The following is a 13,755-nucleotide window of genomic DNA, read 5'->3' as shown; positions in this document are numbered from 1 at the left end:
CGGATCGGACCGGGGCGGCGCGCGACCCGGCGCGCCGCCCCTCGTCGCGGCCGTTCAGGCCAGCGCCGGCGCCGCGGTCCCGGCCGCGAAGGCCGGCACGCAGCCGGCGTCGAACGGCACCGCCACGTGCAGCAGCGCCGGTCCCGGCTCGTCGAGGGTCGCGGCCAGCGCCTCCTCCAGCTCCTCGGGCGCGGTCACCGAGCGGGTCCGCACGCCGAGGCCGGCGCCGATCCCGGCCCAGTCGAGCGCCGGCCCCAGCGACGAGCCGACGCGGCGGCCGGCGTAGTGGGTGTCCTGCTGCTCGCGGACCATCCCCAGCGAGGCGTTGTCGAGCAGCAGCACCTTCACCGGCAGCCCCTCGGCGGCGGCCGTCGCCAGCTCCTGGACGTGCATCAGCAGCGAGCCGTCGCCGGTCACGCAGACGACCGACGCGTCCGGCTCGGCCAGCTGGGCGCCGATCGCCGCCGGCAGCCCGAAGCCCATCGTCCCGAGCCCGCCCGAGGTCAGCCAGCGGCGCGGGCGCGAGAACCGCAGCCGGGTCGCCGCCCACATCTGGTGCTGGCCGACGTCGGTGGTGACGATCGTCGGCCGCGGGTCGCGGTCGATCGCCTCCTGAAGGGCGTCGAGCAGCGCCTCGGGGTCGATCCGGTCGTCGCCGTGGGCGGCCGCGGGCAGCGGGTGCCGGGCCCGCCAGCCGTCGATCCGCGCCCACCACTCGGCCAGCCGCGCGGTGCCGACGTCGAGCCGCTCCAGCCGCTCGGCGATCCCGACCAGCGCCGCCCGCGCGTCGCCGACCACCGGCACGTGGGCGTCGACGTTCTTCGAGATCTCGGAGGCGTCGACGTCGATGTGGACGACCTTGGCGGCGCGGGCGAAGCGGCTCACGTCGCCGGTCACCCGGTCGTCGAAGCGTGCCCCGACGGCGACGATCAGGTCGGCGGCGGCGAGCGCGGCGTTGGCGACCGGGCGGCCGTACATCCCGGGCATCCCGAGCCAGCGGCGGTCGTCGGCCGGGAAGGTGCCGAGCGCCATCAGCGTGGTCGTCACCGGCAGCTCGAAGCGGCGGGCGAGCGCGGTCAGCTCGGCGCTGGCCTCGGCGTGGACGACGCCGCCGCCGACGTAGAGCAGCGGCCGGCGGGCGGCGACGATCGCCTCGGCGGCTCGCCGCAGCTGCTGCGGGTGGGGCGTGGCGCGGGTCCGGTAGCCGGGCAGGGCGACCGTGCCGGGACCGCCGCCGTCGCGGGCCGGGGCCTTCGAGAGGTCGGCCGGGACGTCGACCAGGACCGGGCCGGGGCGGCCGGTGCGCGCGACGTGGAACGCCTCGTGGATCGCGGGACCGATCTCGTCGGCCGCCTCGACCGCGATCGAGTGCTTGACGATCGGCTGGGTCATGCCGATCACGTCGCACTCCTGGAAGGCGTTGGTGCCCCGCAGGTGGGTCGGCACCTGGGCGGTGACGAAGACCGTCGGCACCGAGTCCATCATCGCGTCGGCGATCGCGGTCACCAGGTTGGTGGCGCCCGGGCCGCTGGTGACCAGCGCCACCCCGACCCGGCCGGTGGCCTTGGCGTAGCCCTCGGCGGCGTGGCCGGCGGCGGCCTCGTGGCGGACCAGCAGGTGGCGGATCGGGCTCGCGTGGAGCGCGTCGTGGATCGCCAGCGAGGCGCCGCCGGGGAGCCCGAAGACGACCTCGACGCCCTCCCGCTCCAGGGCTTCGATCAGGCGGTCGGCTCCGCGCACGGGGCGCTCCTCTCGGGGTCGGTGGGTCGGTGGTCGGGCGCGGCTCCCGGAGGAGCGGCGGCGGCGACCGGTGATCTGGCGCCGGGGCCGCGACGGCCCGCGCCTGTCAGGTGGGCGACGAGCATCGTGCCGAGGCCGGTGGTGGGGACGACGGCGAGCGGGGCGGGCGGGGCGGTGGGCTTCATGGCGGTGGCGGTGGTGGCGGTGAGCACGGGTACGGCGAGACGAGGACGCACGGGAGCGTTCCCTTCGGGTGGCGGGCGGCGGAGGAGGCAGGAGGAACGCGGTCGGCCGACGAAGGTCGGGCGCGGGTTCCGGTGCCTAGCGGAGGCCGGCCGTGAGGCCGGATACGAGCACGCCGCCGTGAACGCCCGTAAGGGCGCCGGTAATCGGAAGCAGCGTGCGGTGACGCGAAGTCACGAGGGGGATGATGCCGGATCGGCGGCGCCGGCGCCACCCGCGGTGGACGGACGGCCGTCGAGGGCCTTCCGCAGCACGATCAGCTCGAGGTCGTCGCGGCGGGGGATCCCGTAGCGCGGGTCGCCGTAGGGGAACGGCCGCCGCTCGCCGGTGCGGACGTAGCCGCGGCGCTCGTACCAGGCGATCAGCGCGGTCCGCTGGACGAGCACGGTGATCTCGGCGGCGGGCAGCGACCAGCGCTCGCGGAGCAGCGCCTCGGCCGCGGCCAGCAGCCGGCGGCCGCTGCCGCGGTCCTGCTCGCCGGGCCGCACGGCGACCATCCCGACGTAGCCGATCGGGCCGCGGTCGGCGACGTGGCAGCAGGCGACGATCCCGCCGGCGTCCTCCAGCAGCACGATCGCGCTGCCGGGGGCGGCGATCAGGCCGGCGACCTCGTCGCGGTCGGTCCGCTGGCCGTCGAGCAGGTCGGCCTCGGTGGTCCAGCCGGCGCGGCTGGCGTCGCCGCGGTAGGCCGACTCGACCAGGGCGGTGACGGCGGCGACGTCCGCGGGGCCGGCCAGCCGCGGCGACGGGAGCGCGGGGGAGCGGGGGTCGTCGGCCATCGCCGGGACGCTAGCGCGGCCCGCGGTCCGGGCCGTCGCCCGCGGCCGCGACGGCGCTGCCGGGGCCGGGCAGCACGTCGACGTCGTCGCCGTGCATCGGCGCGCCGCAGTGCCCGCAGCGCAGTTCGGGCCGGCTGATCTCGCCGCAGGCGTGGTGGCGGTAGAGGACCGGCGGCCCGGCCGCGCCGGCCAGCCAGCGGTCGCCCCAGCCGGCCATCACCATCAGCACGTCGACCAGCTCCATGCCCTTGGCGGTCAGGTGGTACTCGAAGCGCGGCCGGCGGTCGTAGGGGCGGCGCTCCAGGACCCCGTGCTCGACCAGGTGGTTCAGCCGCTCGGTCAGCACCTTGCGCGAGATGCCGAGGTCGGCCTGGATCTGGTCGAAGCGCCGCACCCCGACCCAGACGTCGCGCAGGATCAGCGGCGACCACGGCTCGCCGATCACGTCCAGCGTGCGGGCGATCGAGCAGGCCATGTCGCCGAAGCTGGTCCGTTGCATGACCGGATCCTAGCAATCGGGGTTCCTTTACGGAACTCGACCTGGTACGTTGCTCGAAGTCTCTTGAAGGAACCCAGGAAAGAGGAGCAGGAACGATGAGCAAGGTCATCAGCGCGCTGTCGGTCTCGGTCGACGGCTTCATCACCGGTCGCGACCCGGGACCGGGGCGGGGGCTCGGCGACGGCGGCGCCCTCTTCGACTGGTACTTCGACGGCGACGTCGAGAGCACGGTCTTCTCCGGCTTCCGGCTGAGTGAGGCGAGCGTCGGCTTCTTCGACGCCCAGGCGTCGCGGGTCGGGGCCAGCGTCGCCGGCCGTCGCACCTACGACGACTCGAACCGCTTCGGCGACGACGGCGCGCCGCACCCGCGGGCGCCGCTGTTCGTGGTCAGCCACCGGCCGGCACCGCGGATGGGCGGCCGCCAGACGCTGATCACCAGCGGGGTCGCGGACGCGATCGCCGCGGCCCGCGAGGCCGCCGGCGACAAGGACGTGGCGCTGATGGGCGGGGTGCTGGTGACCGAGGCGCTGAAGGCGGGGCTGGTCGACGAGCTGATCCTGCACCAGGTGCCGGTGCTGCTCGGCGGCGGGCGGCGCTACTTCCACGAGCTGCCCGAGCACGTCGACCTGCGGCTGCGGGAGTCGATCGCGGCCCCGGGCGTCACCCACCTGCACTACGAGGTGGTCCGATGATCCTCGTCACCGGCGGGCTCGGCATGATCGGGGCCCACACCGCCCGCGCGTTGGTCGACCTCGGCCACGAGGTGGTCGTGACCGGTCACCGGCGGACGACGCTGCCGTCGTTCCTGGAGGGCCGGGTGGCGGTCGAGGCGCTCGACGTCCGCGACCGCGACGCGTTCCTGGCCCTCGGCGAGCGCCACGAGTTCGCGGCGATCGTCCACCTGGCCGGCAGCGTGCCCGGCGAGGATCCGGTGGCCTTCCTCCGCGACGAAACGGCCGGGCTGCTGAACGCGCTCGACGCCGCCCGCGCCTGGGGCGTCCGGCGGTTCGCCGTCGCCAGCAGCCTCGGGGTCTACGTGGGCCGCGAGGAGGTCCCCTGGCACGAGGGCCTGGCGCTGCCGACGGCGCCGCTGCCGCACCTGATCTTGGCCTTCAAGAAGGCGGTCGAGCCGCTGGTGACCCACGCCCTGGCCGGCAGCGGGGTCGAGCCGCTGGTGCTGCGGATCGGGACGATCTGGGGCCCGCTGGGCGATCCGGAGTCGCCGTTCTTCCCGATCCCGTCGTACATCAGCGCCGCGCTGCGGGGCGAGGAGCCGCCGCCGCTCCACGCCGACGACGGCGGCGACCGCTGCTACGCCCCCGACGCCGGCCGGGCGATCGCGCTGCTGACCACCGCCGAGCGCCTGCGGCACCAGGTCTACGACGTCTCCAGCGGCCGCCCGGCGACCAACCGCGAGTTCGTCGAGGCGCTGCGGGCGGCCCTCCCCGACCTACAGCTGGAGCTGCGGCCGGGACGTCAGGACGGGCCGGGCCCGGATCCCTACCTGGACGTCGCCCGCCTGCGCGAGGAGACCGGCTTCGTCCCGGCCTTCGACGTCGCGGCGGCGGTCGCCGACTACGTCGCCTGGCGACGGGAGAACGAGCGCTGACGCCCGTCTCCACGGGGCCGGAGTGAGGGTTCCCTAAGGTAGATGGCCCCCGATCCGAGGACCGTGCCGTGCCCCAGACGACCGCCACCGAGACCCCGAGCCGCCCCGTCCGCCGTCCCCGTCGCGCCACCGTGCTGGAGCGCGAGGCGCTGACGCCGCACCTGATCCGGCTGGTGCTCGGCGGCGAGGGGCTGGAGGGGTTCGCCGCCGGCGAGTTCAGCGACCACTACGTGAAGCTGCTGTTCCCGCCGGCCGGCGCGCCCTACGGCCCCGACGCCGATGTCGAGCAGGTCCGCGCCACGCTCCCGCGCGAGCAGTGGCCGCGGATGCGCACCTACACCGTGCGGGCCTGGGACCCGGCCGCCGGGCGGCTGACGATCGACGTCGTCGTCCACGGCGACGTCGGCTTCGGCGGGCCGTGGGCCAGCGCCGTCCGGCCCGGCGACCTGATCCAGCTGCTCGGGCCGGGGGGCGGCTACGCGCCCGACCCGTCCGCCGACTGGCACCTGCTGATCGGGGACCCGAGCGTGGTGCCGGCGATCGCCGCGTCGCTGCCGCGGATCCCCGACGGCGTGCCGACGATCGTGCTGGTCGAGAGCGCCGGCCCCGACGACGAGACCCCGCTCGACGCCCCGCCGCAGGCCGACGTCCGCTGGCTGCGGCGGGCGCCCGACGAGCCGCACGGCAGCGCGCTACTGCGGGTGCTGGAGGACCTGGAGCTGCCCGCCGGCCGCCCGCAGCTGTTCCTCCACGGCGAGGCCGGCGCCGTCCGCGCAATCCGCCGCCGGCTGCTGGTCGAGCGCGGGCTGCCGCGCGACGGCCACTCGATCTCCGGCTACTGGAAGCACCGCCGCGACGACGAGGCGTGGCGGGCGGAGAAGGCCCAGTGGCTGGCCGAGGTCGAGGCCGACGACCGCTGATCGGGGCGCCGGTCGGATAGGCTGGCGGGCGAGCCAGTCGTACCCACGAGGTGGGTCAGGGAATCCGGTCCAAAGCCGGAGCTGACGCGCAGCGGTAGGGGGGACGGGCGGTGCATCGGCCACTGGCCTCGGCGTCCCGCACGGACGGCGACCGGGAAGGCGCGCCACCCGACGATCCCGAGCCCGAAGACCTGCTGGCTCACGTTCCGACGCCTCGGCGTCGAGCGGATCAGTCCACGGACCCCGCGACTTCGGGTCCTGATCGAAGGCCATCTCCGATGCTCCAACGCCCCACCGTCCGCGGCCTCGCTGCGGCTCTCGCCACCGTCGGCCTGCTGGCGCTCGCCGGCTGCGGCGACGACGACCCCTCCGCGACCGCCGCGGCCGCCACGACCGGCGCGATCGAGGTCCGCAACTGCGGCGTCGAACGCCGCTACCGCGGTCCCGTCCGGCGGATCGTCGCGACCAGCAACTCCGCCAACGTCGGCACCCTGATCCGGGTCGGCGCGGCCCGCCAGATCGCGGCGATGTCGCTCAGCCCCGGCAACGATCCGGTGATGGAGCGCTACGGCGCCTCCGTCGCGTCGATCCCGCGGCTCCAGAGCCCGATCGCCCTGGAGGCCGTCGTGGCCCGCCGGCCCGACCTGCTGATCGGCTCCTACAGCGGCCTCTTCGCCGGCGCGAGCGGCGTCACCGAGGAGCGGGCCCGCGCCCGCCGGATCGCGACCTACGTGATCTCCGACAGCTGCCGCCAGGACCCGGCCAAGGGCAGGGACTCGGCGCTCGGGACGATGGGCCCGTGGGACGCCGTCCGCGCCGACCTGGCGAACTACGGGGCGCTGACCGGCCACCGCGAGCGGGCCGCCGACGCTCGCCGCGAGCTCGACCGGCGGCTGGCCGCGCTGCGGGCGGCGCCACGGCCGCGCCGGGCGCCGCGGGTGCTGCTCTACGACAGCGGCGAGAAGGACCTGTACACCTCGGGCCGCAACGGAGCGCCGCAGGGGATCATCGACGCGGCCGGCGGCCGCAACGTCTTCGCCGACGTCGACACGACCTGGTTCCGGGCCAGCTGGGAGCGGGTGGCGCGGGCCCGCCCGGATCTGATCGTGGTCATGGACTACCGCTCGGGCGAGCCCGGGGAGGTCCGCCAGAAGCTGGCCACGATTCGCGCGCGGGCCGGGCTCCGCGGCACGCCGGTGGTCGACCGCGACCGGATCGTGGTGCTGCCGCTGAGCCTCTTCACCAGCGGCTTCCCGAACATCGACGCCGCCGAGCAGGTGCGGGCCGCGCTCGAGGCCGAGGGCCTGGCGCCGCCCAGCGCGATCGGCGCCAAGCGGATCGACTGGTCGGCGCTCGGCCGGTGAGCGCCGCGACGCAGGCGGCGCTGGCGCGGCTGGCCGCGCTCGGCGACGGCTTCCCGATCGACGCCGCGCGCGACACCGACGCGCTGCGGGCGGCCGGGTGGTCGCCCAGCAGTCGGCTGGCCGACCCGGCCGCGTGGCCCGCGATCGCCGACCGCTACGCCCGCGACACGATGGCCGGCGGCCCGCGGGCGGCCGGTGGGTCGTGCGCGCTCCAGGGCTACGCCGGCCGGCTGGCCGGGGCGGTGCTCGGCGTCTGGGTCCAGACCGGGGCGCTGCTCGACCTGGCGCCGGAGGCGGTCTGGGTGCGGCTGGTCGAGGGCCGGACCCGCGCCATCGCCCTGCCGGGGGCCGCGGTCGCCCGCGCCGAGGCGTCGACCGGCGAGGTCGCGCGGGCGCTGCTCGCCGGCCACCTGGCGCCGGTCGTGGCCGCGTCGCGGACCGCCAGCCGGATCGTCGAGCGGGTCGCGTGGGGCAACGTCGCCGCGGCCTGCGCCGGCGCCTTCGGGCTGCTCCACCGGACGCTCGATCCGGGCCACCGGCCGGGACTGCGGGCCGCGGCCGAGCGCTTCCTCGACGACCCGGCGTGGCCCGCCCGCGAGCTCGTCGCGCTGCGGCCGGTGGCCGGCCACCCGGCCGTCCTCGCCCACGAGCGGCGGACCTGCTGCCTGATGCGGCTGTCGCCGGTCAAGCGCGAGTGCGCGGCCTGCGACCGGCTGACGGCGCCGGAGCGCGCGGCCCGGCAGGCCGCGGCCGCCGCCGCCGCGACCCCGCTCGGCCGGCTGCCCGCCGCGGCGGCCGTGGTCGGGGTCGCGACGGGGGCGCCGTCATGAACGGCGGCCCGGCCCGCCGGCGGGTGCCGCTGGCGCTGCTGCTGCCGGCGCTGGCGCTGCTGCTGGTGGCCAGCGCCGTGCTGTCGACCGGCTTCGGCGCCGAGCCGCTGGCGCCGCGGATCGTCCTGGGGGTGCTCGAGCAGCGGCTGCTCGGCGGGCCGGTCGACCCGACCTTCGAGGCGATCGTCTGGGACATCCGGGTGCCGCGGACGATCCTGGCCGTGGTCGTCGGCGCCGGCCTGGCCCTGGCCGGGACCGGCGTCCAGACGCTGGTCCGCAACCCGCTGGCCGACCCGTACCTGCTGGGCGTGTCGTCGGGCGCGGCGGTCGGCGCGACCGCGGTGATCACGACCGGGCTCTTCGCCGGGACGGGGATCTGGGCGCTGTCGCTGGGGGCGCTCGTCGGCGCGCTGGCGGCGGCGCTGCTGGTCTTCGGCGTGGCCCTCGCCCAGGGCGGCCTGACCCCGCTGCGGCTGGTCCTGACCGGGACCGTGCTGTCGTCGGCGTTCTCGGCCCTGGCCAGCTTCCTGGTCTTCCGCAGCGCCGATCCGCAGGCGGCCCAGTCGGTGCTCTTCTGGCTGCTCGGCAGCCTCTCGGGCGCGGCCTGGGACCAGCTGCTGCTGCCGTCGCTGACGGTCGCCGTGCTCGGCGTGCTGCTGCTGGCCGGGGCCGGCTGGCTCGACGCGCTGGCCGCCGGGCCCGACACCGCCGCGGCGCTCGGGGTGCCGGTGCGCGCGGTCCGCAACGCGCTCTTCGTGCTGCTCGCCGGCCTGGTCGGCGTGCTGGTGGCGGTCGCCGGCGGGATCGGCTTCGTCGGCCTGATCCTGCCGCACCTGGCCCGGATCCTGGTCGGCGCGCGGCACCGGGCGGTGCTGCCGGTGGCGGCCCTGGCCGGGGCGCTGTTCCTGCTCTGGGTCGACGTGCTGGCGCGGGTCGCGGTGCGGCCGACGGAGATGCCGCTGAGCGTCGTCACCGGGTTGATCGGGGCGCCGGTCTTCCTGCTGCTGCTCGGCCGCGGCCGCTACCGCTTCGGGGGCGCCTCGTGAGCGCTGCGCCGCTGCTGGAGGCCCGTGCCGTGGACTGCGCGATCGGCCGCCGCACGATCCTGCGCGACGTCGACCTGGCGGTCCGCCCGCGCGAGCTGCTGGGGCTGGTCGGTCCCAACGGCAGCGGCAAGTCGACGCTGCTGCGGGTGCTCGCCGGGGTCCGACCCGCGGCCGCCGGCGAGGTGCTGCTGGCGGGGACGTCGATCGCCGCCCGCTCGGCTCGCCAGCGGGCGCGCGAGGTGGCGTTGGTCGGGCAGGAGGAGCAGCCGTCCTCCGACCTGCTGGTCGGCGAGCTGGTGGCGCTCGGCCGCACGCCCCACCGCCCGCCGTGGGCCGGCGGCGGCCGCGAGGAGCGGCGGGCGGTGCGGGCCGCGCTCGAGCGGGTCGACCTGGCCGGGGCGGCCGAGCGGCCGATCGACGCGCTCTCGGGCGGCGAGCGGCGGCGGGCGCTGCTGGCCCGCGGGCTGGCCCAGGAGGCACCGCTGCTGCTGCTCGACGAGCCGACCAACCACCTCGACGTGCGCCACCAGCTGGAGCTGCTGGCGACCGTCCGGGCGCTCGACCGGACCGTCGTGCTGGCGCTCCACGACCTCGACCTGGCCGCCGCGTCCTGCGACCGGATCGCCGTCCTCCACGACGGTCGCGTGCGGGCGATCGGGCCGCCGGCCGCCGTCCTGCGCCCCGACCTGCTGCGCGAGGTCTTCGGCGTCCGCGCGACGCCGGTCGTCCATCCGCGGACCGGCGAGACGCGGCTGCTGCTCGACCGCGACCGCGAAGCTACGGTGCCGTAGACTTCGCTCCATGGCCGACGCGCGGACCGTCCAGCCCGATCACGAGGTCGCGATCATCGGCGCCGGGCTGGGCGGGATCGGGGCGGCGATCGCGCTCCGCGACGCCGGCTTCGACGACCTGGTCGTGCTCGAGCGGGCCGGCGACATCGGCGGCACCTGGCGCGACAACACCTACCCCGGGGTCGGGGTCGACATCCCGGCCCAGGCCTACCAGTTCTCCTACGAGCTGAAGCCGGACTGGTCGCGGGTCTTCGCCAAGGGCCGCGAGGTCAAGGCCTACGTCGACCAGGTCGCCGACCACCACGACGTCCGGCGGCTGGTGCGGCTGAACAGCGAGGTCGCCTCACGGACCTGGGACGAGGACGCCGGCCTCTGGCGGCTGGCGGTGCCCGGCGGCGAGCTGACCGCCCGCTACGTGGTCAGCGCGATCGGGGCCTTCGTCGACGCCAAGCCGACCACCATCCCCGGCGTCGACGACTTCGCCGGGCCGGTCCTGCGGTCGGCCTCGTGGGACCACGCCGTCAGCCTCGCCGGCCAGCGGGTGGCGATCGTCGGCACCGGCGCCAGCGCGGTCCAGATCATCCCCGAGATCGCCGACCAGGTCGCCCACCTGGACGTCTACCAGCGGACCCCGATCTGGGTCGCGCCGAAGCCCGACGTGCCGACCCCGCGGGCGGTCGAGGCGCTCTTCCGCCGCCGGCCGGCGGTCCAGGAGGCGGTCCGGCGGACGGTCACCCGCGGGACCGAGGCGATCCTGATCGACCTCGTCACCCGCCACGACCGCTACGCCTGGCTGGAGCGGGGGATCCGCGGCGCGCTGCGCCACCTCTGGTACCCGCTGCAGGTCCGCGACCGCGAGCTGCGGCGCAGGCTGACCCCCGACTACGACTTCGGCTGCAAGCGGCCGGCGGTCTCCAACCGCTACCTGCGGACCTTCACCCGCGACCACGTCGAGCTGGTCACCGACCCGATCGAGCGGATCACCGCCGGCGGCGTCCGCACCGCCGACGGTCGCGAGCGGCCGGTCGACGTGCTGATCCTGGCGACCGGCTTCCGGCTCGCCACCGACCCCGAGAACTACCGCCGGACGCCGGTCCGCGGCCGCGACGGCTTCGACCTGGCGACCTTCTACGCCGAGCAGCACGCCAGCTCCTACGAGAGCATCAGCATCCCCGGGCTGCCCAACCACTTCATGATCTTCGGGCCCTACGGCTGGACCGGCGGCACCTGGCACCAGCTGGTCGAGACCGCCTCGGCCCACATCGTGCGGGTGCTCCAGGAGGCCCGCCGACGGGGCGCGGCGACGGTCGAGGTGCGGCCCGAGGCGGCCGCCCGCTGGACCCGCTTCGCGACCGAGCGGCTGGGCCGCTCGCTCTGGAGCCAGGGCACCTGCGCGACGGCCAACAGCTACTACTTCGACCACCACGGCGACACGCCGTTCCTGCGGCCGACGACCGCCGCCGAGGCGTGGCGGGCGGCGCGCAGCTTCCCGCTCGAGGACTACGCCTTCGCCGACGGCGCGGCGGCCGCCGGCGACGGCACGCCCGCGACGGCGACCGCCGCGGGCTGAGCGGTCAGGCCGAGAGGCCGAGCTCCTTCTGGGCGGCGGCGAACTGGATCGCCATCGCGTCGGCCAGCGCCTTGGCCGCCGACAGCGGCCGGACCATCACCGTGAAGCGGTCGATCAGGCCGTCCTCGCGGTGGTGCAGGAAGTCACAGCCCTCCAGCTCCAGCTCGCCGACCCGGGCCCGGAAGACGAGCGCGTGGTCGGCGTCGCCCTCGCCGCCGATCTCGCGGTCGTACTCGAAGTCCTCGAAGACCCGCGAGACGCCGAGCAGGATCGCGCCGACCAGCTCGCGGCCGACGTAGGGCTTGTGCGCCACCGGGCTGTGGAAGACGACGTCCTCGGCGAGCAGGTCGCCGAGCTGGGTGAAGCCGCCGGCCTCGACGGCGGCGCGGAACGGATGCATGGGACGGTCCTCGGTCGGAAGGGAACGGCGGCTGCGACGCTACCGGCGGACGGCCGCCGCGGCCAGTGCCCGGGCCACCGCGGCGCGGCGGCGATGAGTTCGGCGGCCACCGCCGGTCTCTTCCCCCGCCGACCCGCAACGACCGGAGGACCACCCGTGCCGACGCCCCAGATCGAGACCCGCCCCGACCAGCCCTACGTGGCGATCGCCGCCCGCGCGACGCCCGCCGGCCTGCCCGCGATCGTCGATCCCGGCTTCCCCGAGCTGTTCGGCTGGCTGGCCGAGCGCGGGATCGCCCCCGCCGCCGCGCCGCTGATCCGCTACCGCACGACCGGTCCCGGCGAGCTGGCCTTCGAGCTGGCCGTGCCGCTGGCGGCGCCGGTCGCGGGCGACGAGCGGATCAGCGCCGGGACGCTGCCGGCCGGCCGCTACGCGGTGCTGGTCCACGTCGGGCCGTTCGGCGGGCTGCAGGCGAGCCACGCCGAGCTGGAGCGGTGGACGGGCGAGAACGGGCTGAGGCTCGACCGCCGCGACGATCGTGACGGGCTCGCCTGGGGCGCGATGGTCGAGCAGTACCTGACCGATCCCCGCAGCGAGCCCGACGTCCAGCGGTGGCGGACGGAGATCGCCTACCGGCTGGCCGACGGGGACTGAGCGGCCGCCCGCGCGGGCCGGGCACCGGGCCCGGCCCGCGGGGGACGACGGCTCAGGCGGGCGGGACGCCGCCGGCCGGCGACGGCGCGCCGTACCACGCGCGCCGCCAGCGGTTGAGCTGCGCGATCTCGGCCCGCTGGGCGTCGACGATCGCCCGCGAGATCCGCCGCAGCCGCGGGTCGCGGCCGCCGGCCAGCTGGGCGCGGGCCATCCGGATCGCTCCCTGGTGGTGGGGGATCATCAGGTCGATGAACGCGCGGTCGACCGGATCGGCCGTGTCGAGCGCGTCCATCGCCATCGACATCCCCAGCTCGTCCATGGTCAGGCCGAGCGCGCGGGCGTCCTGCGCCATCGTCTCCATGCCGGCGGCGCCGCCGCCGTGCTGGCCGTGGCCGCCGCCCGCGGCGCCGGCGGCGGGGATCGTCAGGTCGAGGTCGACGGCGATCCGCCGCAGCTGGGCGATCTCGCCCTCCTGGGCGCGGATGATCGCGTCGGCCAGCTCGTCGACCTGCGGCCGGCGGCTGCGCTCGCGCGCGGTCCGGGCCATCGCCACGGCCATCTCGTGGTGGGGGACCATCTGGCGGACGAACGCGCGGTCGACGGCCAGCGCGCGGGCGTCGGCGGCCGGCGGCGCGGGGGCCGTCGTCGCCGCCGGCGCGCCGCCGTGGCCGTCGTGACCGCCGCCGCCGTCGTCGGACGAGCCGCAGCCGCTGACCAGCAGGCTGCCGCCGAGGGCCAGCGCGACGAGCGCGGCCGTGCGCGGGGTGGGGAACTGCGTCATCGGTGCTCCTTGGTGATTTCGTGGTTCGCGGATCGGTCGCGCCCCGATGGGCGCGCCGCCGCTCACCGTCGAATCACGGCCAGCCGCAGGAAGCGGGGCTCCGGCGGTGGTCCCGCACGGGCGCGGGGAGGCGGCGGAGCCGGGAGCGGGGTGGCGACCAGCGGGCCGATCCAGCGCGACCACGGCCAGCGCCGGCGGCGGGCCGCGCGGTGGAGCGCGGCGGCGACGATCGTCAGCGCCGCACCGACCTGGAGCACGGCCAGGCAGGTCATCGCCATCTGGTGGCCGTGGCCGTCGCCGGCCATCGGCATCCCGTGGTGGACGGCGACGGCGCCGCCGAGCCCGAGCACGACCAGCACCAGCGCGAGCAGCCGCCGTCCGCGCCGCAGGCGGCGGCGGATCGAGAGCGGGCTCATCGCGGGGCGGGACCGCGCGGTCACGTCCCCCACGGTGGCAGGCCAAGCGGCGGCGTGCCACGCGGCCGCAAGATGAGTCGATGGCGAAGATGAGTTTTGCCATGCCATAATCT

General features: G+C 76.6%; 15 protein-coding genes and 1 riboswitch. Of the genes, 9 read left to right on the top strand and 6 right to left on the bottom strand.

Going from position 1 to position 13,755, the window contains the following annotated elements; genetic code table 11:
- Window positions 1-54: 54 nt before the first annotated feature.
- The 3 genes from ilvB to SH587_RS12250 all read right to left on the bottom strand — a co-directional run bounded on the left by ilvB (window position 55) and on the right by SH587_RS12250 (window position 3,261).
- Window positions 55-1,740: a biosynthetic-type acetolactate synthase large subunit gene (ilvB, locus tag SH587_RS12260; RefSeq protein ID WP_320670905.1), complete on the bottom strand. Its 1,686-nt coding sequence runs from the start codon at window positions 1,738-1,740 to the stop codon at window positions 55-57.
- A 416-nt stretch (window positions 1,741-2,156) separates the two neighbouring features.
- The gene (locus tag SH587_RS12255; RefSeq protein WP_320670904.1) at window positions 2,157-2,762 is read right to left on the bottom strand and encodes a GNAT family N-acetyltransferase; all 606 of its coding nucleotides are present in this window, start codon (window positions 2,760-2,762) and stop codon (window positions 2,157-2,159) included.
- Window positions 2,763-2,772: 10 nt separating this feature from the next.
- Window positions 2,773-3,261, bottom strand: a complete 489-nt coding sequence (locus SH587_RS12250) for a winged helix-turn-helix transcriptional regulator (RefSeq protein WP_320670903.1) — start codon at window positions 3,259-3,261, stop codon at window positions 2,773-2,775.
- Between the two features lie 95 nt (window positions 3,262-3,356).
- On the opposite strand from SH587_RS12250, the gene SH587_RS12245 reads away from it, so the two are divergent.
- The 8 genes from SH587_RS12245 to SH587_RS12210 all read left to right on the top strand — a co-directional run bounded on the left by SH587_RS12245 (window position 3,357) and on the right by SH587_RS12210 (window position 11,391).
- Window positions 3,357-3,953 carry a dihydrofolate reductase family protein gene (locus tag SH587_RS12245; protein WP_320670902.1) on the top strand — a complete coding sequence of 199 codons (597 nt, stop codon included), beginning with the start codon at window positions 3,357-3,359 and terminating at the stop codon, window positions 3,951-3,953.
- Complete coding sequence (locus SH587_RS12240) at window positions 3,950-4,870, top strand: NAD-dependent epimerase/dehydratase family protein (protein ID WP_320670901.1); 921 nt, start codon at window positions 3,950-3,952, stop codon at window positions 4,868-4,870. Before SH587_RS12245 ends, SH587_RS12240 begins: the two co-directional genes overlap by 4 nt.
- Window positions 4,871-4,938: 68 nt before the next feature.
- Window positions 4,939-5,790 (top strand): siderophore-interacting protein, encoded by an 852-nt coding sequence (locus SH587_RS12235; RefSeq protein ID WP_320670900.1) that lies wholly within the window; start codon window positions 4,939-4,941, stop codon window positions 5,788-5,790.
- Window positions 5,791-5,807: 17 nt separating this feature from the next.
- Window positions 5,808-6,003: riboswitch (cobalamin riboswitch) on the top strand.
- Between the two features lie 65 nt (window positions 6,004-6,068).
- The gene (locus tag SH587_RS12230; RefSeq protein WP_320670899.1) at window positions 6,069-7,154 is read left to right on the top strand and encodes an ABC transporter substrate-binding protein; all 1,086 of its coding nucleotides are present in this window, start codon (window positions 6,069-6,071) and stop codon (window positions 7,152-7,154) included.
- On the top strand, window positions 7,151-7,984 hold the full coding sequence (locus tag SH587_RS12225; RefSeq protein WP_320670898.1) for an IucA/IucC family C-terminal-domain containing protein: 834 nt from the start codon (window positions 7,151-7,153) through the stop codon (window positions 7,982-7,984). The genes SH587_RS12230 and SH587_RS12225 overlap by 4 nt, the downstream gene beginning before the upstream one ends.
- 29 nt (window positions 7,985-8,013) lie before the next feature.
- Window positions 8,014-9,030, top strand: coding sequence for a FecCD family ABC transporter permease (locus SH587_RS12220; RefSeq protein WP_375341762.1), 1,017 nt, complete (start codon window positions 8,014-8,016; stop codon window positions 9,028-9,030).
- On the top strand, window positions 9,027-9,821 hold the full coding sequence (locus SH587_RS12215) for an ABC transporter ATP-binding protein (RefSeq protein WP_320670896.1): 795 nt from the start codon (window positions 9,027-9,029) through the stop codon (window positions 9,819-9,821). The genes SH587_RS12220 and SH587_RS12215 overlap by 4 nt, the downstream gene beginning before the upstream one ends.
- A gap of 10 nt (window positions 9,822-9,831) precedes the next feature.
- Entirely contained in the window at window positions 9,832-11,391 is a 1,560-nt protein-coding gene (locus SH587_RS12210) for a flavin-containing monooxygenase (protein WP_320670895.1), read from the top strand.
- 4 nt (window positions 11,392-11,395) lie between these two features.
- On the opposite strand, the gene SH587_RS12205 is transcribed toward SH587_RS12210, so the two are convergent.
- Window positions 11,396-11,791, bottom strand: a complete 396-nt coding sequence (locus SH587_RS12205; RefSeq protein WP_320670894.1) for a nuclear transport factor 2 family protein — start codon at window positions 11,789-11,791, stop codon at window positions 11,396-11,398.
- Between the two features lie 156 nt (window positions 11,792-11,947).
- Between SH587_RS12205 and SH587_RS12200 the strand changes: the two genes are divergently transcribed.
- On the top strand, window positions 11,948-12,445 hold the full coding sequence (locus SH587_RS12200; RefSeq protein WP_320670893.1) for a GyrI-like domain-containing protein: 498 nt from the start codon (window positions 11,948-11,950) through the stop codon (window positions 12,443-12,445).
- 52 nt (window positions 12,446-12,497) lie between these two features.
- Here the strand turns inward: SH587_RS12200 and SH587_RS12195 are convergent, their stop codons facing one another.
- Together SH587_RS12195 and SH587_RS12190 are read right to left on the bottom strand one after the other, a co-directional pair.
- The gene (locus tag SH587_RS12195) at window positions 12,498-13,226 is read right to left on the bottom strand and encodes a DUF305 domain-containing protein (protein ID WP_320670892.1); all 729 of its coding nucleotides are present in this window, start codon (window positions 13,224-13,226) and stop codon (window positions 12,498-12,500) included.
- A gap of 62 nt (window positions 13,227-13,288) precedes the next feature.
- The gene (locus tag SH587_RS12190; RefSeq protein WP_320670891.1) at window positions 13,289-13,642 is read right to left on the bottom strand and encodes a hypothetical protein; all 354 of its coding nucleotides are present in this window, start codon (window positions 13,640-13,642) and stop codon (window positions 13,289-13,291) included.
- Window positions 13,643-13,755: the final 113 nt, after the last annotated feature.

The organism is Patulibacter defluvii (assembly GCF_034096925.1).
In the GTDB taxonomy this organism is placed as follows: Bacteria; Actinomycetota; Thermoleophilia; order Solirubrobacterales; family Solirubrobacteraceae; genus Patulibacter; species Patulibacter defluvii.
This window is presented reverse-complemented; position numbering and strand designations above follow the sequence as displayed.